17 protein-coding genes, 1 tRNA gene and 1 pseudogene are annotated in these 17,738 nt (G+C 62.2%); 6 read left to right on the forward strand and 13 right to left on the reverse strand.

What is annotated here, in order from left to right:
* Positions 1–768: pseudogene (locus KBX18_RS02835) on the forward strand (hypothetical protein); the annotation flags it as partial.
* A 103-nt stretch (positions 769–871) separates the two neighbouring features.
* Here the strand turns inward: KBX18_RS02835 and KBX18_RS02840 are convergent.
* Positions 872–2,038, reverse strand: coding sequence for a M20/M25/M40 family metallo-hydrolase (locus KBX18_RS02840; RefSeq protein WP_255994746.1), 1,167 nt, complete (start codon positions 2,036–2,038; stop codon positions 872–874).
* A gap of 138 nt (positions 2,039–2,176) precedes the next feature.
* Here KBX18_RS02840 and KBX18_RS02845 point away from each other — a divergent pair, with 138 nt between their 5' ends.
* From KBX18_RS02845 to KBX18_RS02855, 3 genes are all read left to right on the forward strand, one after another.
* Positions 2,177–2,983, forward strand: coding sequence for a serine hydrolase (locus KBX18_RS02845; protein ID WP_005289385.1), 807 nt, complete (start codon positions 2,177–2,179; stop codon positions 2,981–2,983).
* A gap of 4 nt (positions 2,984–2,987) precedes the next feature.
* Positions 2,988–3,875: a trimeric intracellular cation channel family protein gene (locus KBX18_RS02850; RefSeq protein ID WP_005289387.1), complete on the forward strand. Its 888-nt coding sequence runs from the start codon at positions 2,988–2,990 to the stop codon at positions 3,873–3,875.
* Between the two features lie 190 nt (positions 3,876–4,065).
* Positions 4,066–4,449: a hypothetical protein gene (locus KBX18_RS02855; protein ID WP_050748795.1), complete on the forward strand. Its 384-nt coding sequence runs from the start codon at positions 4,066–4,068 to the stop codon at positions 4,447–4,449.
* 180 nt (positions 4,450–4,629) lie between these two features.
* Here KBX18_RS02855 and KBX18_RS02860 read toward each other — a convergent pair whose 3' ends face one another.
* Positions 4,630–4,944 carry an acyl carrier protein gene (locus KBX18_RS02860; protein WP_255994747.1) on the reverse strand — a complete coding sequence of 105 codons (315 nt, stop codon included), beginning with the start codon at positions 4,942–4,944 and terminating at the stop codon, positions 4,630–4,632.
* A 26-nt stretch (positions 4,945–4,970) separates the two neighbouring features.
* Here KBX18_RS02860 and KBX18_RS02865 point away from each other — a divergent pair, with 26 nt between their 5' ends.
* On the forward strand, positions 4,971–5,951 hold the full coding sequence (locus KBX18_RS02865; protein WP_005289393.1) for an alpha/beta fold hydrolase: 981 nt from the start codon (positions 4,971–4,973) through the stop codon (positions 5,949–5,951).
* Positions 5,952–5,960: 9 nt separating this feature from the next.
* On the opposite strand, the gene KBX18_RS02870 is transcribed toward KBX18_RS02865, so the two are convergent.
* The 7 genes from KBX18_RS02870 to aceE all read right to left on the reverse strand — a co-directional run bounded on the left by KBX18_RS02870 (position 5,961) and on the right by aceE (position 14,661).
* Positions 5,961–7,448, reverse strand: a complete 1,488-nt coding sequence (locus KBX18_RS02870; RefSeq protein WP_255994748.1) for an NAD(P)/FAD-dependent oxidoreductase — start codon at positions 7,446–7,448, stop codon at positions 5,961–5,963.
* Positions 7,449–7,889: 441 nt separating this feature from the next.
* Positions 7,890–8,480 carry a hypothetical protein gene (locus KBX18_RS02875; protein WP_005289401.1) on the reverse strand — a complete coding sequence of 197 codons (591 nt, stop codon included), beginning with the start codon at positions 8,478–8,480 and terminating at the stop codon, positions 7,890–7,892.
* Positions 8,481–8,603: 123 nt separating this feature from the next.
* Complete coding sequence (locus tag KBX18_RS02880) at positions 8,604–9,119, reverse strand: excalibur calcium-binding domain-containing protein (RefSeq protein WP_005289402.1); 516 nt, start codon at positions 9,117–9,119, stop codon at positions 8,604–8,606.
* 228 nt (positions 9,120–9,347) lie between these two features.
* Positions 9,348–9,986: a hypothetical protein gene (locus KBX18_RS02885; protein ID WP_255994749.1), complete on the reverse strand. Its 639-nt coding sequence runs from the start codon at positions 9,984–9,986 to the stop codon at positions 9,348–9,350.
* A 556-nt stretch (positions 9,987–10,542) separates the two neighbouring features.
* Entirely contained in the window at positions 10,543–11,061 is a 519-nt protein-coding gene (locus KBX18_RS02890) for a hypothetical protein (protein ID WP_255994750.1), read from the reverse strand.
* A 255-nt stretch (positions 11,062–11,316) separates the two neighbouring features.
* Positions 11,317–11,700 (reverse strand): hypothetical protein, encoded by a 384-nt coding sequence (locus tag KBX18_RS02895; RefSeq protein ID WP_255994752.1) that lies wholly within the window; start codon positions 11,698–11,700, stop codon positions 11,317–11,319.
* A 168-nt stretch (positions 11,701–11,868) separates the two neighbouring features.
* Positions 11,869–14,661, reverse strand: a complete 2,793-nt coding sequence (gene aceE / locus KBX18_RS02900) for a pyruvate dehydrogenase (acetyl-transferring), homodimeric type (protein ID WP_005289412.1) — start codon at positions 14,659–14,661, stop codon at positions 11,869–11,871.
* A 169-nt stretch (positions 14,662–14,830) separates the two neighbouring features.
* On the opposite strand from aceE, the gene KBX18_RS02905 reads away from it, so the two are divergent.
* Positions 14,831–15,241 carry a DUF3052 domain-containing protein gene (locus KBX18_RS02905; RefSeq protein WP_005289414.1) on the forward strand — a complete coding sequence of 137 codons (411 nt, stop codon included), beginning with the start codon at positions 14,831–14,833 and terminating at the stop codon, positions 15,239–15,241.
* Positions 15,242–15,462: 221 nt separating this feature from the next.
* Here the strand turns inward: KBX18_RS02905 and KBX18_RS02910 are convergent.
* From KBX18_RS02910 to KBX18_RS02925, 4 genes are all read right to left on the reverse strand, one after another.
* Positions 15,463–15,538 (reverse strand) — tRNA-Val (locus KBX18_RS02910).
* A 74-nt stretch (positions 15,539–15,612) separates the two neighbouring features.
* Positions 15,613–16,587 carry an SURF1 family protein gene (locus tag KBX18_RS02915; RefSeq protein ID WP_370687216.1) on the reverse strand — a complete coding sequence of 325 codons (975 nt, stop codon included), beginning with the start codon at positions 16,585–16,587 and terminating at the stop codon, positions 15,613–15,615.
* A 46-nt stretch (positions 16,588–16,633) separates the two neighbouring features.
* A complete protein-coding gene (locus KBX18_RS02920; RefSeq protein ID WP_255994753.1) occupies positions 16,634–17,098 on the reverse strand; it encodes a low molecular weight protein-tyrosine-phosphatase in 465 nt (154 codons plus the stop codon).
* Positions 17,085–17,732, reverse strand: a complete 648-nt coding sequence (locus tag KBX18_RS02925; RefSeq protein ID WP_255994754.1) for an HAD-IA family hydrolase — start codon at positions 17,730–17,732, stop codon at positions 17,085–17,087. Before KBX18_RS02925 ends, KBX18_RS02920 begins: the two co-directional genes overlap by 14 nt.
* Positions 17,733–17,738 lie beyond the last annotated feature (6 nt).

Here is a 17,738-nt window from a genome sequence, read left to right on the forward strand (position 1 = left end):
ACTGATAAGCAGGACGAGAAGCCGACGACGACGACCACCGAACAGGCTGAGCCGACTGACGAGCAGAGCGAGAAGCCAACGACTACTACCTTGACGATGTCTGAAACGAACGACGAGGAGTCGAGCACTACTTCGACCACGTCCGAGAAGGACGACAAGGAATCCAGCAAGCCGGCTGAGCCGACTGATAAGCAGGACGAGAAGCCGACGACGACGACCACCGAACAGGCTGAGCCGACTGACGAGCAGAGCGAGAAGCCGACGACTTCTACCTCGACGACGTCTGAAACGAACGACGAGGAGTCGAGCACTACTTCGACCACGTCCGAGAAGCAGGACACTGGGTCCAGCAAGGCGGCTGAGCCGACGGAGAAGCGGGAGGACGAGTCGAGCAAGGCGGCTGAGCCGACTGATAAGCAGGACGAGAAGCCGACCACGACGACAAACTCAGACGAGCCGCAGTCACCCACGACCACGACAACCGAGGAGGCTCCGAAGGGCCCGTCCAACCCTTCTGATGGTTCTGGGAAAGGTTCCACTGAAGGTTCCGGAAAGGGCTCGTCTGAGGGCTCCGCGAAGGGATTCTTTGACGGTTCCTCCGGTTCGTCCGAACTGTCCTCTTCGCCGATGGGCAAGATCGTGCTGATCACGCTCGGTGTGCTGGCTGGCCTGGCAGGCCTCGTGGGCATCTACAACTGCTTCGAGCGCAACGGCTACATCCAGAACTGCCTCGAGCGAATCGGCGGTATCAAGCTCCCGAAGTTCTAAACCCTAGGGATTAGCGTCCCGTAAAACCGAGACCTCCCGCGACCCAGCCATTGAGCTGGAGTCCGGGAGGTCTTTCGCGGTTCAGATCCGATTCACCAGGGGATTAGTCGGTGATGACCGGCCCGTCGATAGCTGCAATGGAGTTGGCCAGCAGCGCCGTGAAGAACGGCACGGAGTCGGGGTAGATGAACTCGTACCGGGCGTGGGCGCCAGCGCCACCAGCGCCCAGACCGCACACGACGGGTGTGCCGACTGCGGAGATGAAGTTGGCGTCGGACCCGCCGCCGACGGAAACCCCCTCGAAGTCAGAGTGGCCCAAAGCTTCGGCCTGGGACTTGAGCACCTGGAAGAGAGCCTCAGTGCCCTCGGTGTGCACCATCGGCGGGCGGTTCCAGTTGCGTTCGGCGGTGATCTCCACGCGAGGGTCGGACCATGTGATGGCGTCGAGGGCGGCGTCGAGACGCTGCGTTTCCTCCGGCACCCAGTGGCGGACATCGAGTTTGGCGTAGGCAGATCCGGGCACGACGTTGGCCCCGGTGCCGCCGCCGACAACACCGACGTTGATGGAGGTTCCCTTCTCCGGGTCGGCATACTTCGTCGCCTCGAGACACCACTCCATCAGGGCAGTAATGGCGTTGGCGCCCTTCTCCGGTTCGAGGCCGGCGTGCGCCTCAATTCCTGTGGCGGTGACGTTGATGTCGCCGATGCCTTTGCGGGTGACCTTGACGTTGCCGTCGACACTTGCTTCGAGCACGAACGCGGCATCAGCGCCGGTGGCGACATTCTCAATGATGCGCTGCGAACTCGGCGAACCGATCTCCTCATCGCCGTTGAAAATGTACGTCACGGTCGGGTGCGGGATGCCGGCATCCTTGAGCAGCTTCAGTGCCCAAATGCCTTGCGTCAGACCGATCTTCATGTCGAAGATCCCGGGCGCGGAAAGACGCTCGCGCGGGTCGTCATGGGCGGGCGGATCCCAGGCTTCAACGGCCCCGGCAGGCCACACCGTGTCGTAGTGGCCCGCGATGACCACGTTGCCGGGCAGGTCACCTTTGTAGGTGAGCACGGCGATGTCGCCGCGGATGTCGCCGTCGTGAAGCTGCTTGTCATCGGACGGGCCCAAACGCTTTTCGACGAGCCCCAGCAACACCTTCAAACCCGCATCCAACGCCGGTTTATCGGAGGAGTAGGTCTCTTGGTTGACCAGGAGCATGGCGTCGTCAAGCATCTGCTCCACATGTGCTTCCGCTAGTTCGAGTGAAATGCTCATGCATCCCAGTGTGCATGAGGGTGTGCGGATCGTGCCGACTCAATTCGACTTCAAAACCAACTTCGTCGCGGGTGCTTCATGGGTGGCGCCGCCACATTGAGGGGTTGCTGCCGCGTTAAGCGGGCTAGTCTGGGGTGCATGAACCTTGGCTGGACTGATGTCACGTATTCCGCTGCCCTGACGGGAACCGTTAGCGATTCCGAGGGCGACGTGGACCGTGTGTACGAGTTGATGAGCGTGACCAAGCTGCTCTCTGCTTACGCGTTCCTGATGGCGGTGGAGGAGGGGGTCTTCGAACTGGGCACCCCCTGCGGGCCGGACGGGTCCACGGTCCGGCACTTGCTGGCGCACGCCTCGGGACTGGATGCCTTCAAGCACGAGGTCCGCAAGGCACCGGAAGAGCGGCGCATTTACTCTTCGGCTGGGTTCGAGGTGCTGGCCGAGTTCCTCGAGGAAGAGACTGGGATGACCCTCGGCGAGTATGCCCGCGAGGGCATCTTTGAGCCGCTCGGCATGGGCAACACCGAGATCTACGGCTCCGCCGGCCACGGTGGGCGTTCCACTGTCGCCGACTTAGTGAAGTTCGCCGACGAGCTCATTTCGCCCACGTTGCTTGCCGAAGAAACGCTCCGAGAGGCCTTCACCAACCAGTTCGGCGACTTGAACGGCATTGTCCCCGGTTACGGCATGCAAAAACCCTGCCCGTGGGGGCTTGGCTTTGAGATCAAGGGCGACAAGAGCCCCCACTGGACTGGCGGCACCATGCCGGAAGACACTGTCGGGCACTTCGGTATGTCCGGTACGTACATGTGGGTGGTGCCGGCATGGTCGGCGTCGACAAGCGCGGGGACAGCGATGGTCATGCTCGCGGACAAGGAATTCGGGGATTGGGCAAAGCCGCTGTGGCAGGAGACGAATACGCGGATCTTTGACCAGCTAAGCTAGCCGAATGTACTTCGGAGGCATTGACAACGCAGTCGGCCAAGCCATCGCGGTCCTCGACCTCATTGGCGTGTTCCTCAACGCTGTCATCGGCGGCACAGTCGCGCGCCGCATGCGTTTTGACGCCGTGGGCTTCATGCTCATCGCCATCATCTCCGGCATGGCCGGCGGCATGATGCGCGACGCGATGATCGGCAATACTCCCGTCGCGGCGCTATCGGACCCCTGGTACATCTCCATCGCGCTCATCGGCGCGTTGGTTGCATTCCTGGCCAACCTGCGCGGGTACGTCTGGGAGCTCACCCGCTTCCACGGGGACATGGTCATCCTCGGCGTCTGGTGCACCACCGGCACTGTCACCGCGTATTCGGCGGGGGTGGCGTGGATCGGCTGCATCCTCATGGGCATCATCACCGCGACCGGCGGCATGGTTATTCGTGAGGTGCTCATTGGGCGCATCCCGCGCATCCTCAACGACCAGCAGATGTACGTTGTGCCTGCCATTGTCGGCTCCGTTACCGCGCTGGTGCTCTACTCGTTCGAGCACCCCTCCGCTGCGCTGGTGTGCGCCCCGCTCATCGCGTTCGCGCTGGGTACCGCCGCCTACTGGGCGGGTTGGTACGTCCCCGCGAGCTCCGAGCTGGGTACAATCAACCGTCTGTTCGCGCGGCTCGAGCCCGATGCTTTTCGACGTTGGCGCCTCTCCAAGGAACACGCCCTCCTGGATGACCCCATTAACGACGACGGAATGATGCCCACCAAAGGCGAGGTCCGCGAGGCGTTAGAGGCGGTCGATCCGGCGACTCGAGAAGAGTTCCTTGCCGCTCTGTACCGCGTCTACATCGACCGGGACGGCGAGGACTCGGCCGGCGGCTGGGCCCGCCGAGCCGAGTAAAACCGAGTAAAACCCTCAACTAGCACTTGAGTAAATGGGGGTGTCAAGTGCAGGTTGAGGGTTGCCAGTGTGGCTAGAGCGCATGAAGAATTGCATCGAGCCGTTTCGAGACTCTTGAAACGTTTGAGGACGTAGGGGAAGACGATCCTCGTCTTACGTGCATGCGCGCGTCAATGAAAGGACTTTCCCTATGACTGTCACACTTCTGGACTCAGCCCTGTCTGCACCAACCCTCAGCCCGGTTGCGCCACGGGAGCGGGCTGTCCTCTCCATTAGCGGAATGCCCCGCCACCTGCGCCTGCGCGTAGAAGAGCTCATGGCCGAGCACCTCAGTCCTGCTGAGCTTTCCGAGTTTTCTCTCGATGCCGCCGGTCTCGACGATGCCGACCTTCATGACGCCGCGATCTGGGACACCCGCTGGTTCACCCGGTGGACGCGCGACCCGGGACGTGCTGGGGTTGCACCGACCGTCAGCTGCCGCGAGATCATTGACGCCCCAGCCAATGAACTGGCCACCTTCCGGGCTGCGCTGACCGAACTTGCCGGTACGTTCCGGTTCTCGGCAAGGGTCTAGCGCTGCTGGGCACTCCGGTATGGTTGCCGGGGTCCTTCCTGCCGCGTGTGTGAACGATTCAGCCCGAGACGCCCCATTAGTCGACGTGCACATTGCTGTGAACTGGACTTATAAAGACCGGGGCATGGGTTGGTGCGCTACATCGTTCACACCGGGCCGAGAGGCATCGGGGCGTTCACCCTAGGGTGAGGAGTGCTGGTCGAGGTGGGCTGCGGCGTCGCTAAGCGTCGCCCAGCTGTTCCACAGCTCTTCGTCGATCTGGACACCGAACTGCTCTTCCACGCGGACGGCGAGCTCGATGCGGGTCAACGAGTCGACCCCGAGACTGTCCAGGGTGTCTGTGCCGCTGACCTCATCAGCGTCCTCGACGGCGCCGACCTGCACCAACAGCCCTGCAAGCTGGGCCATGGTGTCGCCTTCTAGCGGGGCCGGCTCGTCCGATGGGGTGGCAGCGAGGCCGAGCTTGCCCAAGTCCAGACGCTGTGAAAGTTCCATACCCCCATTCTAGATACCATTCCCATATGCCCAATTACCTGCGCGCCCTCAGCCCTGGCACCCAGCGCACGCTCATTGCGATGCGTCGCGAGCTGTACAGCGGCTCGGGCCGCCTCGGCCTGACCGGTATGCGCACCGGCGCCACGAACCACGACGGTCTGAATGTTCACTGGTACGAGTGTGGGCCGGAATCACCTGAGGCGCTGACGGTCTTGTACGTTCACGGCTTCAACATCTCTTCGCAGTCTTTCTACATGCAGGTCAGGGCTTTGCAGCACCTTCCTGTCCGGCAGCTGCTGGTGGACTACCGGGGACACGGGCTCACCGCCGACCAGGGCGCAGATTTGTCCGTTGATGCCGCCGCGGACGACATCATTGCCGTCGTTCGGGACCGCGGGATTACCGGGCCGGTCATTGTGGTGGGCCACTCGCTCGGCGGGCCGGTGTCGCTGTCGTTGATGCGCCGGTATGCCGGTGAGCTCAATCTGGCCGGTAGCGTGCAGATCTCGTCGTCAGTGGACCCGTTTACCGACCGCGGGATGCCCCAAGCCCTCGGCGGCACGGCTGGCGCGGCGCTCTACCGCATGGTGCAGGCACTGCCGATCCTGTCGGAGAGCGTGAGGGTCGTGGTCACCGAGACGCTTGCGCCCGTACTGGCGGTCGGTTTCTACGCGCCAGGAATGTCCTGGGACGTCGTGGAGTTCCACGCCGCCATGATCCAGGAGACTCCGTTGGATACATACTCGGGATTCTTCGATGACCTCCGCGACCACGACGAGCATGCCGCTGCCGACGTGCTCGCGACCATTCCGGGCTTCATTCTCGTCGGCGACATTGACACAGTCACGCCGGTCTCACAGTCGCAGGAACTCCACAAACTGTGGCCGCAGGCGAAGTTCCAGGTGTTGCCCGGTTCCGGGCACATGCCGCCGCTCGACGCACCCGGTGCTGTGACCACAGCGATCCGCCGCCTCGTCGACCCGCTTATCGACGAGTCTGAAAACTAAGCACCCTAACTAGCTGAAAACCATATCCGCGCGGAGGTCCGCGCCGGGGTGCCCCCACGCGCGGTACTCGCGGATGTAATCCTGGGCGAACATCCACGGGTCAACACCGGCCTGGGTAGGCAGGTCTTTGCGGGCGCGGACGAGGTAACCGGAGTCCATGTTCATCAACGGGATGTCGGCTTCCAGGCCCGCCGGGAAACGCGGGGTGGCCTGGGTGTAGCCGTCCTCATCCATCATCGACCACAACCGGCACATGTACCGGGAGACCAAGTCTGCCCGCAGTGTCCACGACTGGTTCAGGTAGCCCACCGTGAAAGAGAAGTTGGGCAACCCGTCGACCATCATTCCGCGGTACGCGACGGCATCCGGAACGGTCTTTTCTTCACCGTCCACGAATAGCCGGGCGCCGCCGAAGACCTGGATGTCCAGTCCTGTTGCGGTGATGATGATGTCGGCGGGGAGGGAAGGGGCGTCGACAAGCGAAATGCCGTCGGGCGTGATCTCCTTGATTTTCGCGGTGACCACGCGCGCACCGCCCTGCATTGCTTTGAAGAAATCACCGTCGGGTGATTTGCAGACGCGCTGGTCCCACGGGCCGTACGGCGGGTTGAAATTCTTGAAGATCTCGCGGAACGGGATGTATGCGCGGTTGAGCGCCATGAAGTAGCCGCGGGCGGGCCACGGGAAGATCTGGCACATCCAATACTGCGCCATGTCGCGGACAATGTGCATCGCGCGGGCGGCGGACAGCGCCTGCTTTTCCGGCATGATCTTCGTGGTTACGGCGGTGAAGTTGTCGCGGTTGAGTAGGGGAGCGACGTAGGTGGGGGTGCGCTGGAGCATGGTCACGTCTGCACCGCCGTCATGCAGCGCTGGCAGCAGCGTGATCGCTGTGGCACCTGAACCGATGATGACGACCTTTTTGCCTGCTAGGTCCAGGTTTTCCGGCCAGCGCTGCGGGTGGATGAGCGTGCCCTCGAACGTGTCCGCGCCGGGAATGTCCGCCGTGAAGCCGCGATGGTGCTTGTAGTAGCCGGAAGAGAAGTGCAGGCGTTTCGTCCAGATCGTGCGCTCAGCCGTCGGCGCGTCCGTGTGGCCTTCGGGGATGTCCTGACCGTCCTCGCGGGTGTGCATGGTGACTTCCCACAGGCCTTTCTTCGAGTCGAAGTTCGCCTGCTCCACCCAGGTGCTCAACGTCAAGCGGTCGAATACGCCCTCCTCACGCGCAACATCCTCGACATACTTCTGGATGTTCTCGCCGCTGCCCAAGCTACCCTTGTGCGGCCAGCGCTTGAACGGGAATGAGAACGTCGCCATATCCGAATCCGAGCGAATACCGGGGTAGGTGAAGGTCACCCACGTACCGCCGACCTTCTTATTGGAATCGACGATCTCCCAGTTCCAGTCAGGAAAATTCTCGTTCACATGGTGCGCTAGGTCGACACCGCTCAGTCCAGCGCCGACGATGAACAGGTCCAAAGGATTCTCGGGGCTCATGGTTCAAGCCTAGATGTTTCTTTTGGCTATCGAAGCGAGTCTGGTTGTGAAACATCGCGCAGCAGTTCATGCACCGTTTTGCGATACTGAGCCCATGGATGATGGGGAGCTGCTGGGTGCTGCGGTGATTCTCGCCGTCGCCGTGATCGTGCCGAGCCTTTTGGCGCTTTTTCCTTCGCTCATTCGCTATGGCACCACGTCGGCACCGCTTTGACTACGGGAGTGCTGTACTCCCTCTACTTTTCGCAACCTCACAACGACTACAGCACCACGCAAGCCGCCGGTGCCCTCATCCTCATCATGCCTTTTGCCGGGTGGCTCTTTGTCTACCCGTTGCTGACGTTGTGCTCGGTAGCAGGGATCGTTGCAGGAAGGAACCGTATGCAGGACGGACGGACCGGTCCGCAACCTCCGATGTTTGACCACCGACGATGAACAGGGCTAAAGGGGCAGAAGTTTTCGGTTCGCCGTCGCCCCGGGACGCATCGCTTGTCGACGATCCCTCACCCACACCCCCAGCGCCACCAGGACGAGAACAACGGGAAAGGCGACCCATGGAACGAGGGCCGCGATCTGCATGATCCAGAAGATGTCTGCGGATCCGTTCTGACCGTGGTTCCGGTACACCTCATAGCTGCAGTAAAGCAGGAAAGGCGAGGCGAATCCGACGCATACACCGCCGGCAGCGGCAGCAGATGGGGTCCATGTCCGTGGGGATGTGGGCAGCATTAGACCCAGGCAAAACCACATGCCCAGGAAAACAATGAGCGGGATGGGAAGGGCCAGAGTCTCCACGAATTCTGGAAGCGCTTGGAAGTCAACCATTTGGACAGCGACCAGAAACGCGACTGAGAAGGCGAGCAAAAACACACCCGAGCCCAAGCCCGCCAGAATAGGTCGCGTCAAGCCGGTCAACGGCGTTCGTGTTGCGCGGTGTCGTAGCACTGCGACGACTATTACGACGGCAAGCGGCACCGCGAGCAGAAGATGGCCCAACAGTGCCGAAGCCACCGCATTTCCAACTGCGCTCATGCACCGACACCGACACTGTGCAGATCTAATCGGGCTTCCAGGTTCATGCTCTCACCCTAAAGGTTGGAAGGGTGATGAACGGTGTTTCGCCGCTAGCCTGAACCGTTGCGTCTGCGTCAGCGCTTAACGGGGGCGCTTTTCGCAACCGACTCCATCGCCGTCGCGGTCGAGGTGGCTACCGTAGCCCGGCTCACCAGAGTTAATCGGGCGGCCGAGTTCGTTCCAGACTGCTCGGCAGTTCGGGTAGTACTTGGACGGTTTGGGAGCGGGTTTGGGCGCAGGCTTTGGTGCCGGGGCAGGTGCAGGCTTTGGGGCGGGAGCTGGCGCTGGCTTAGGAGCGGGAGCCGGTGCAGGTTTCGGAGCGAGAGCTGGCGCAGGCTTGGGAGCTGGACCCGGAATAACACCAGGCAGCGGGTTGGGGATCATTCCATTCTGGATTGCCCAGAACGCGCCGCCAGCGATCGCGGCCAGAGCAACGATCGGGACAAGGACGATGGCTGCGATTTCGCCGTCAGACAATTGACCGCGTTCGCTTGACGACGATTGGTCGCCCTCGCTAGACGTCGACTGGTCACGTTCGCTGGAAGTCGATGACTCGTCGGTGTCGGCCGAGCCGAGGGTCGACTGTTCGGGATTCACGGGTTCTGCTACAGCAGGAGACAGGCTCGCAACACCCACCGTTACGGCTGTTGCCAGAGAAATGACAGTTTTCTTCATGGGAAAAGAATCTAGCATTTTCGCTATTAGTGCACTTAGAAAGTAGGTTCCGCGCCGCTTATGGTCTTCGACCTGCGCTTATAGACGGCCGCAGCTGAATTTATTATCGTTTGCAACAACCTACCTTTGCCCCCAACGTGGGCGCTGTGGCTACGGCGGCTCCGGTGGTCCGGGTGGCAGTGGTGGACCCGATTCGCCCGGCGGGTCCGGTTGGCCCGGATGGCCCGGCCCGTGCCGGTTCTTCCGTCGGAAATAGATGATCCCAAGAGCTGTTCCCAGCAGCCAGGGCGGGAACAGAACGATCCACCCGCCGATGGCGGCGGCGAACATGAGGTAGCCGTATGCGGCGGAACCGTCGGCAGGTGTGGCGGCGGACAGGCCGAACGCGCTCGCGATGATGCTGGCGAGCACCACGGATCCAGTGGCGCCACCGGCGACGAGGGTGGCTGCGGACCACGTGCGCGGCGAGCTCGACAAGAACGTGCCGGTGACGAAGAATGCCGCCCCGATCAGAACCAGGGCGACGATCACCCCGAGACCAAAGCCCCAGTGAAAGAACAAGTCACTGAGGAAGGCGACGGGGATACAAACGGCTAGGCCTGTCCCAGTACCGATGAATAGAGCCTTTCCGGCCTCGGCGACAGATGTCTTCGCGGCCATGTAGCGCGCAAACCCCACGGTAGTCACCAGGGCGAATGGAATCATCCCGATCAGCAGTGCGAGCCCCGCCGCACCCCACGCCCCGTTGGTTCCGCCCGTGGAAGATTGAGCAATCACAAATGGTGCCATCGGGTCCCTGTATCTGTATCGCGCCACCGGGGCCGTTTCCAACGTGTTGCCCGCCCTGCACCGGCCCACGTCCCCGGAAATACTACGGCCCATGAGACTAAGGCGACACCTACTAATGCCGCGAAGGGGTTGTAGAACCCGATCGAGCCAATGCCGGATGTCAGTTCGAAGTGGTAGTACAGGAACAATGCTGGGGAACCGAACCCGAGGCAAGCGCCAGCAGCAATGGCCGATGCGGCCGAGATCCAACGGTTAGTCCCGGGGACTGAATGCCCCGCCACGTTGCTAGCAGCGATCCATATGGCCAGTGGCACAACGACGACGAGGAACGCCAAGGGTGACTCTAAGTGTCGTGGCTCCATCAATCCGATGGCCCACACAAAGAAAAACCCGGCTACGCACAGAAGGACTCCAACCCCAAGGCCGAGCAGCAAATGCTTCTGAATGTTCTTCAAACCACCGTGTCGCCACGCCGCGACCGCGACGATAGGGAGCAGGGGCACAGCGAGCACCACATGGCTCAGGGCCAGGGCGGCAGCCCCATCCGACAAACCATTCATGCTGGCCCAGCATACGGAGTCGGGGCTGGTCCGGCGGGTTCTGGACGGAAGATGTAAATGGTGATCGCGGCCGTGAATAACAGCAAGGGGAACAGCGTCAGCCACACGCCGAATGCGCCCATGAACGCTGCGAAGACGAAGTCGCCTGGAGCTGAAGTCGGTGGCGCGCTTTTCGTCCCAATGGCTACCCAGATGGTCACAGCACCGATGCATGCGAAGCTGGCGGTCGCGGCAAACAGCCCGGCCGCCGACCAGGTCCGCGGTGAATTCCGCAGCAGCCACCCCGAGGCGATGCCTGCAGCCAGAGCTGCAAGGAATCCGATGGCCATGAATCCGTATACCAGTAGCAGCGCAAACGTAATGAAGCCCAGTAGTCCCACGGCGGATCCCAGCGCGAAGGGCTTCCACAGCTGGCTCACTGGGACGCCTGTTGTGTGGTACCGGATCGCAGCGAGCATGAACGCCAACCCAAGCGGGCCCAGCAGGATGCTGAAAATCATGGCGAGCTCAACCATGTGTCCAGGTTACCTGCCGTCTAGGATCCATAAGGATTCTCGCATTTTCGTGCCGTTTGAACGAGCTCCGTAAAACGCCAGCTGGCGTGTTGCGGCAGTGGCTCCAGTTACTTGACGTGTGGACGGCACGAAAATGCGAAAGAGCACATGCGTATCGACGGCAGCGGGCCAGGCTGCCACGCGGCGTCGATAAGCGAACATGCGAAAGGGGCCGCCCAACGGCGACCCCATGCATGGTCTGGATGGTGAAGCGGGCTAGATCGCTCCCGTGAATCCCAAGAAGAACGCGATGATCCCAGCGACGATGTTGAAGGCGAAGATGCCAACAGCCACCCACGCGCACCAACGCTCAGTCTTCGGTGCGTTCTTGGACACGAGGGCGTAGATTGCCAGGCCGAAACCGACGAACAGGCAGATGATGGCGAGCGGAAGTGTCCAGGATGCAAGGTTGGAAAGCGGGATGCTGATGATGGACAAAGCCATCGCGGCGCGCGCGTACCAGTTGGCGTTGTCGAAGCGGCCCGGCTTCTGGTTCTCCTGCGGGGCAGGGGTCTGGCCGCCTGCCGGGTAGGAGCCAGCGGGCTGGCCCACCGGCTGCTGGCTCGGGTTCTGGTTGGGGTACGGCTGGGAGGTCGTCATGGTAGGTCCTTGCAAAGCTTACGGGATATTAAGACGGTTCTAAGCTAAACCGCCCCCGCGCGATTGGCAAACGCAACCGTAACTTCAAACACGAACGCCCGCGCACAGAATGGGCAGCGGGCGTTCGCGCGATCGAGGGTGGTCATTGACCCGGTACGTTGGCCCGGACTACTCCATCCCGCTCTCCGGGCTGTAGTCGGAGTCGGGCTTGGCGGCCGTCGGGTCGTCGATCTTGAACTTCTTGGCTGCGTCGGCGGCCACGGAGATGTCGATCTTGCCCTCGTCAGCCAGCGCGGTCAGAGCCGCAACCACCATCGACTCAGCATCGATGTTGAAGTAGCGACGGGCAGCCTCGCGGGTGTCAGAGAAACCGAAGCCGTCGGCACCGAGGACAACGTAGCGGCCCGGGACGTACGGGCGGATCTGCTCGTGCAGGTCCGTCGCAAAGTCCGAGGTAGCAATGTACGGGCCCTCGGTCTGCTTGAGCTGCTTCGTGGCGAACGGCTCGTCGTGCTCACCGGACGGATCCTGCAGACGAGCCTTGTTCAGGGCAGCACCGTCGCGTGCGAGCTCCGTCCAGGAGGTCACGGAGTACACCGCTGCACCGACGTTGTACTCGTCCTGCAGGATCTGCTGTGCCTGCAGCGCCCAGCGCATGCCCACGCCGGAAGCGAGGAGGGAGACCTTGTTCTCCTTGTCTTCAGCGCCGCGGTCGTACAGGTAGATACCCTTGTGCAGGCCCTCAACATCGAGGTCGTCCGGGCGGGCCGGTTGGTGGGTCGGCTCGTTGTAGACGGTGAGGTAGTACATGACGTTCTCACCGCCGTCGGGGCCGTACATCCGGTCGATGCCCTTGTTGACCAGGTAGGGGATCTCGTAGGCGAACGACGGGTCATAAGGAATGACCGACGGGTTCGTCGACGCCAGGATGGGGGAGTGGCCGTCGAGGTGCTGCAGGCCCTCGCCCATCAGTGTGGTGCGGCCAGCAGTTGCGCCGACGATGAAGCCGCGGCCCATCTGGTCGGCGGCAGCCCAGAAGTTGTCGCCGGTGCGCTGGAATCCGAACATCGAGTAGAAGATGTACATCGGAATCATCGGCTCGCCGTGCGTCGCATAGCTCGTGGCGGCGGCGAGGAAGCTTGCCGACGATCCATCCTCGTTGATGCCCTCGTGCAAAATCTGGCCCTCCGGCGCTTCGCGGTAGGACAGCTGCAGGTCGTGGTCGACCGGGATATAGTTCTGGCCTTTCGGGTTGTAGATCTTCAGAGTCGGGAACCAGGAGTCCAGACCAAAGGTACGGGCCTCGTCTGGGATGATCGGCACCACGCGGCGGCCGATCTCCTTGTCGCGCATGAGCGCCTTGAAGGTACGAACCAGCGCCATGGTGGTGGCTACATCCTGCTTGCCGGAGTCCTTGAACACGGCCTTGTAAGTCTTGTCCAGGTCCGGTACTTCAAGCGGTGTGTACTGCGCGCGACGTTCCGGCAGGTAGCCACCGAGCTCTTCGCGGCGCTTCTTCATGTACTGGATCTCTTCAGAGTCCTCGCCAGGGTGGTAATAGGGCGGCAGGTTCGGGTCCTTCTCCAGCTCTTCGTCGGAGATCGGAATGCCCTGCATGTCGCGGAAGAGCTTCAGGTCCTCAGCGGTGAGGTTCTTGATCTGGTGGGTGGCGTTGCGGCCTTCGAAGGTGTGGCCCAGACCGTAACCCTTAACAGTGAAGGCGAGAATGACAGTCGGCTTGCCGTCCTTCGTCTCCAGCGCCTTCTTGTAGGCGGCGTAGACCTTGCGGTAGTCGTGGCCACCGCGGCGCAGGTTCCAGATTTCCTCGTCGGTCATGTCTTCGACGAGCTTCTTGGTGCGCTCGTCCTGGCCGAAGAAGTGCTCGCGGACCCATGCGCCGTCGTTGGCCTTGAACGTCTGGTAGTCACCGTCCGGCGTCTGGTTCATGATGTGGACCAGAGCGTTGTCCTCGTCCTTCTCCAGCAGCTCATCCCACTCGCGGCCCCAGATGACCTTGATGACTTCCCAGCCGGCGCCCTTGAAGAAGGCCTCCAGCTCCTGGACGATCTGGCCGTTGCCGCGGACGGGGCCGTCGAGACGCTGCAGGTTGCAGTTGATCACGAAGGTCAGGTTGTCCAACTCGTAGTTGGCGGCCATCTGGATGCAGCCGCGGGATTCCGGCTCATCCATCTCACCGTCACCGAGGAACGCCCAGACGTGCTGGTCAGCAGTGTCCTTGATGCCGCGGTCCTGCAGGTATTTGTTGAAGCGTGCCTGGTAGATCGCGTTCATCGGGCCCAAGCCCATGGACACAGTCGGGAACTCCCAGAACTCCGGCATGTCGTGCGGGTGCGGGTAGGACGGCAGGCCGCCCTGCTCGCGGGAGTGCTGCTGGCGGAAGCCGTCCATGTCATCTTCGGACAGTCGGCCCTCCAGGAACGCACGGGCGTAGATGCCGGGGGAGGCGTGGCCCTGAACGAAGATCTGGTCGCCGTGCTGCGGGTGGTCTTTGCCGTGGAAGAAGTGGTTGAAGCCCACTTCGTAGAGCGCCGCTGCGGACGCGTAGGTTGAAATGTGTCCGCCGACCTTAATGCCCGGGCGCTGCGCGCGGTGCACCATGATGGCAGCGTTCCAACGGATCCAACGGCGGTAGCGCTTCTCCATCGCCTCATCGCCGGGGAACTCCGGCTCGAGCGTGGTCGGGATGGTGTTGACGAAGTCCGTCGTTGTCAGCGACGGCAGGGGAACACGTTTTGCGTCGGCACGCTCCAAAAGGCGCAGCATGAGGTAGCGCGCACGCTCAGGATCAGAGTTCTCCAACAGACCGTCGAAGGAATCCATCCATTCCTTCGTTTCCTCCGGGTCCGGGTCGTGCATGTAGGAAGCAACTCCATCGCGAATGATCGCGTGCTGGGAGTCGTTCCCAGCAGTTACTTCTACGTCGTTTTCAGCCATGTCCATACCTCCGATACGGGATTCTTGCTGCACGTCACGGTGCCTTTCCCGGGTTGCGGGCGCACCGCACGTCTACATCTTCTAGCGTAGTTCTTTTTGTCTATGCACGCCGTGGCGCAGCAGGAGCGGTATCCTGGCAATATTGTTAGTCACCGTTTGAGGAGGAAAGCACACAGTGGGCGCCGGTAGCGCTGAGAATTTCGTAGATAAGCTGGGCATTTCCGGCGACGACATCGTCCAGGAGCTCGGGTGGGACGACGATTGTGATTCGTCGATCTCCGAGGCTATTGAGGACCGGATCGGCGAGGCGCTTCTCGACGATGAGACCGACGAGCTCTGCGACGTCGTCCTTCTATGGCACCGCGCTGACGATGAGGACCTCGTCGATGCGCTGGTCGACGCTACTCGAAACCTTTCCGAATCTGGTCGAATTTGGCTGCTCACCCCGGGTGCGAACCAGGCTGGTGAGGTCCACCCCGGCGACATCTCTGAGTCCGCACAGCTCGCTGGGCTCGTGCAGACTAAGGCGGACCGGCTGGGGAACTGGCAGGGGTCTTGCCTGCGCTCTGCGGGTGCCCGCAACTAGCCCTGTGAGATTCCACACCCCTGCTGAAAAGCCCCTTTAAGCACCCCCAAATCTCTACCCCCGAGCATGCACGAGAGCCGTTGGCTCGCGATGTCTCGTCCAAGCGAACCTTTAAGGGCCTCGCACCTCACCCCAGCCTCGACGAAGACAAGACCGGAGAGACTTAGGCGAAAAGAAAACGCCCATCACCGTTGTGCGGATGGGCGTGATTTCTGCTTTTGTGGTGCGCCATGACGGGCTCGAACCGCCGACCTACTGGGTGTAAACCAGTTGCTCTTCCAGCTGAGCTAACGGCGCGCGTGTCGACGATGCTAGCACGCAGGCGCGTCACCCAACAAAACCCTAGAAACCTTTGAAAACGCGAGAGAGCTCTAGAAGCGCTCTTCGGTTTCTTTCTGAGCCCACGGGTTCTTGCGTGAACTTCCGTACCGAGCTCTGGCAGGAGCCGCTGCCGCGGCCGGGGCTTTGGGTTCGGTCTCGGTCGTCCCAGAGGCTGACGACGAAACTGCCGCAGGGGCGGGGGAGTCTTCGGCGACGGGATTGACCAGCTCGGCGAGTTCTTCTTGCTCCTGGCGGTAGCGGCGGCGCTCGCGCACCTCGGAATAGAGGAAGTAGATCAGGCCGGCCGGTGCCATGATGCCGAAGGCGATCCACTGCAACCCGTAGGACAAGTGGTTGCCGCGGTCGAGCTGCGGCAGGGGGATGGGGTTGAGAACGCCTGGTTGGTCGGACAGCAGCTGGGCATAGGGCTCGGCGAAATCCGAGCCTGACTCGGTCAGCTCGGCAATCTGAGCGGGGCTGATGGACTGCACCATGGTGTAGCCCTGATCCTGGGTGGCTCCTTCGGGGTGAGGGTCCTCCGGGGTGCGGATCATGGCGTTGAGGGTGACTGTCTCGGTCGCGGGCGGGGCGGGCAACTCGGGAACAGTCGTGCCGCCGTCTTCGGCAGGCACCCAGCCGCGGTTGATCAGGATGACGGTGCTGGAATCGTCGTCAAGCTGGAAGGGCACCAGTGACTGGAACGCTGGGGCTCCGTCGACGGGCCGCAGGCGAAGCAGAACCTCGTCATCGGGCACGTAACGGCCGGTCAGCGAGATCCGGGTCCATTCGTCGGCGGGGTCGTAGCCGCCGTCGAGAAGCGTGGCGGCGGGGACGGGGTCTGCTTCGAAGGCGGTCTCAATGCGCTCGTTGCGCTCGACGATGTCGTGGTCCTTGTTCAACTGCCACGGCGACAGCCATGTGATGGCGAACCAGGAAAATGCGAGCGCCAGAATGAACGCGATGACCCAGCCGGGAGTCAAAAACGACTTCCACACGGAACCGGTTCGGGTCTTTGGCGCACTCACGCTTTCAACCTTATTAGCCAGAAAGGTACGCGCCGAATCCGCGCAATCAGGCTTCGCGCTCGCGGACCCATTCCACGATACCGGGCGCGGCGGCTTCAATCTGCTCGCGCGTGGTGGTGAAGCCTTCCGGCCCGCCGTAGTAGGGGTCCGCCACGCCGGCGTCGGCGGGGGAGGAGGGATCGAAGGAACGCAGCAACCGGATCTTGTCCTCGGGCACGCCGCGGACGACCAGCTCAGAGATGTGGCGGGTGTCCAGAGCCACGATTAGGTCGGCGTCCAGCTGAGCGGCGCCGAACTGCTGGGCGCGGTGGGAGGAACCGTCGTAACCGTGGGCGGTGAGCTCGTCTAGTGCACGCGAGTCGGCGGGGTTGCCCACGTGCCAGCCGCCGATGCCGGAGGAGGTGACTGTGACGTGGTCAAGGCCGGCGCGGATAAGCGCATCGCGAACAATGACTTCTGCCATGGGTGAGCGGCAGATATTGCCTGTGCACACGAATTCAATGTGCGTCATGGAAGTTCCTTACAATCGTGTCCAGTTCTGCGGGCGTGTGCGCGAGAAAATCGGCCTGCTCCCACTCGGAGGAAGTACCGTAACCCCACGCAACAGCGGCAGTGGGAATGCCGAACGTGGCCGCGCCCTCGATATCGTGCGCGCGGTCACCGATCATCAGCCCAGTGCCGCTGGGGATACTTACCTTATCAAGAACATGGGCAATCACGTCGGCTTTGGCGCGCCGCGGGCCATTTTCTTGCGCGGCACCGAGGAAGTCGAAGTAATCCAGCAGGCCTTCCCGCTCGAGGATGGCGCGAGCAAAGCCTTCGCCTTTCGACGTCGCCGTCACCAGCCGGAACCCGTCTGCGCGCCAGCCAGCGAGGAGATCTCCGATCCCGTCGAACACCGTCGCTCGTTCCCACCCGCCGGCGCGGGTGAAGGACATGTAGGCGTCGAAAGCCTCGTGCAGCTGCGCGCTGGAAAGCCCCAGGGAGCGCAACGTTTCCTCCATCGGCGGTCCCGGGATCCGGGCAATGAAGTCGTCGGAAGGGTGCTCCACCCCGACTGTGTCTCGGGCGTGGAGGAAACCGTCGCGAATGCCGGGGAAAGAGTCGATCAGGGTGCCGTCAACGTCCAACAAGAGGGTGGTCATGCCACA

This window comes from Corynebacterium sp. CCUG 69979 (assembly GCF_024454095.1).
GTDB lineage: Bacteria > Actinomycetota > Actinomycetes > Mycobacteriales > Mycobacteriaceae > Corynebacterium > Corynebacterium genitalium.

Bases quoted from the DNA above. Each gene is read 5' to 3' on its own strand.
- KBX18_RS02895 (WP_255994752.1), bottom strand. From the start codon at position 11,700: ATGACGACCTCCCAGCCGTACCCCAACCAGAACCCGAGCCAGCAGCCG.
- KBX18_RS02875 (WP_005289401.1), bottom strand. From the start codon at position 8,480: ATGAGCGCAGTTGGAAATGCGGTGGCTTCGGCACTGTTGGGCCATCTT.
- KBX18_RS02885 (WP_255994749.1), bottom strand. From the start codon at position 9,986: ATGGCACCATTTGTGATTGCTCAATCTTCCACGGGCGGAACCAACGGG.
- KBX18_RS02845 (WP_005289385.1), top strand. From the start codon at position 2,177: ATGAACCTTGGCTGGACTGATGTCACGTATTCCGCTGCCCTGACGGGA.
- KBX18_RS02925 (WP_255994754.1), bottom strand. From the start codon at position 17,732: ATGACCACCCTCTTGTTGGACGTTGACGGCACCCTGATCGACTCTTTC.
- KBX18_RS02865 (WP_005289393.1), top strand. From the start codon at position 4,971: ATGCCCAATTACCTGCGCGCCCTCAGCCCTGGCACCCAGCGCACGCTC.
- KBX18_RS02855 (WP_050748795.1), top strand. From the start codon at position 4,066: ATGACTGTCACACTTCTGGACTCAGCCCTGTCTGCACCAACCCTCAGC.
- KBX18_RS02860 (WP_255994747.1), bottom strand. From the start codon at position 4,944: ATGGAACTTTCACAGCGTCTGGACTTGGGCAAGCTCGGCCTCGCTGCC.
- aceE (WP_005289412.1), bottom strand. From the start codon at position 14,661: ATGGACATGGCTGAAAACGACGTAGAAGTAACTGCTGGGAACGACTCC.
- KBX18_RS02870 (WP_255994748.1), bottom strand. From the start codon at position 7,448: ATGAGCCCCGAGAATCCTTTGGACCTGTTCATCGTCGGCGCTGGACTG.
- KBX18_RS02890 (WP_255994750.1), bottom strand. From the start codon at position 11,061: ATGGTTGAGCTCGCCATGATTTTCAGCATCCTGCTGGGCCCGCTTGGG.
- KBX18_RS02920 (WP_255994753.1), bottom strand. From the start codon at position 17,098: ATGACGCACATTGAATTCGTGTGCACAGGCAATATCTGCCGCTCACCC.
- KBX18_RS02840 (WP_255994746.1), bottom strand. From the start codon at position 2,038: ATGAGCATTTCACTCGAACTAGCGGAAGCACATGTGGAGCAGATGCTT.
- KBX18_RS02850 (WP_005289387.1), top strand. From the start codon at position 2,988: ATGTACTTCGGAGGCATTGACAACGCAGTCGGCCAAGCCATCGCGGTC.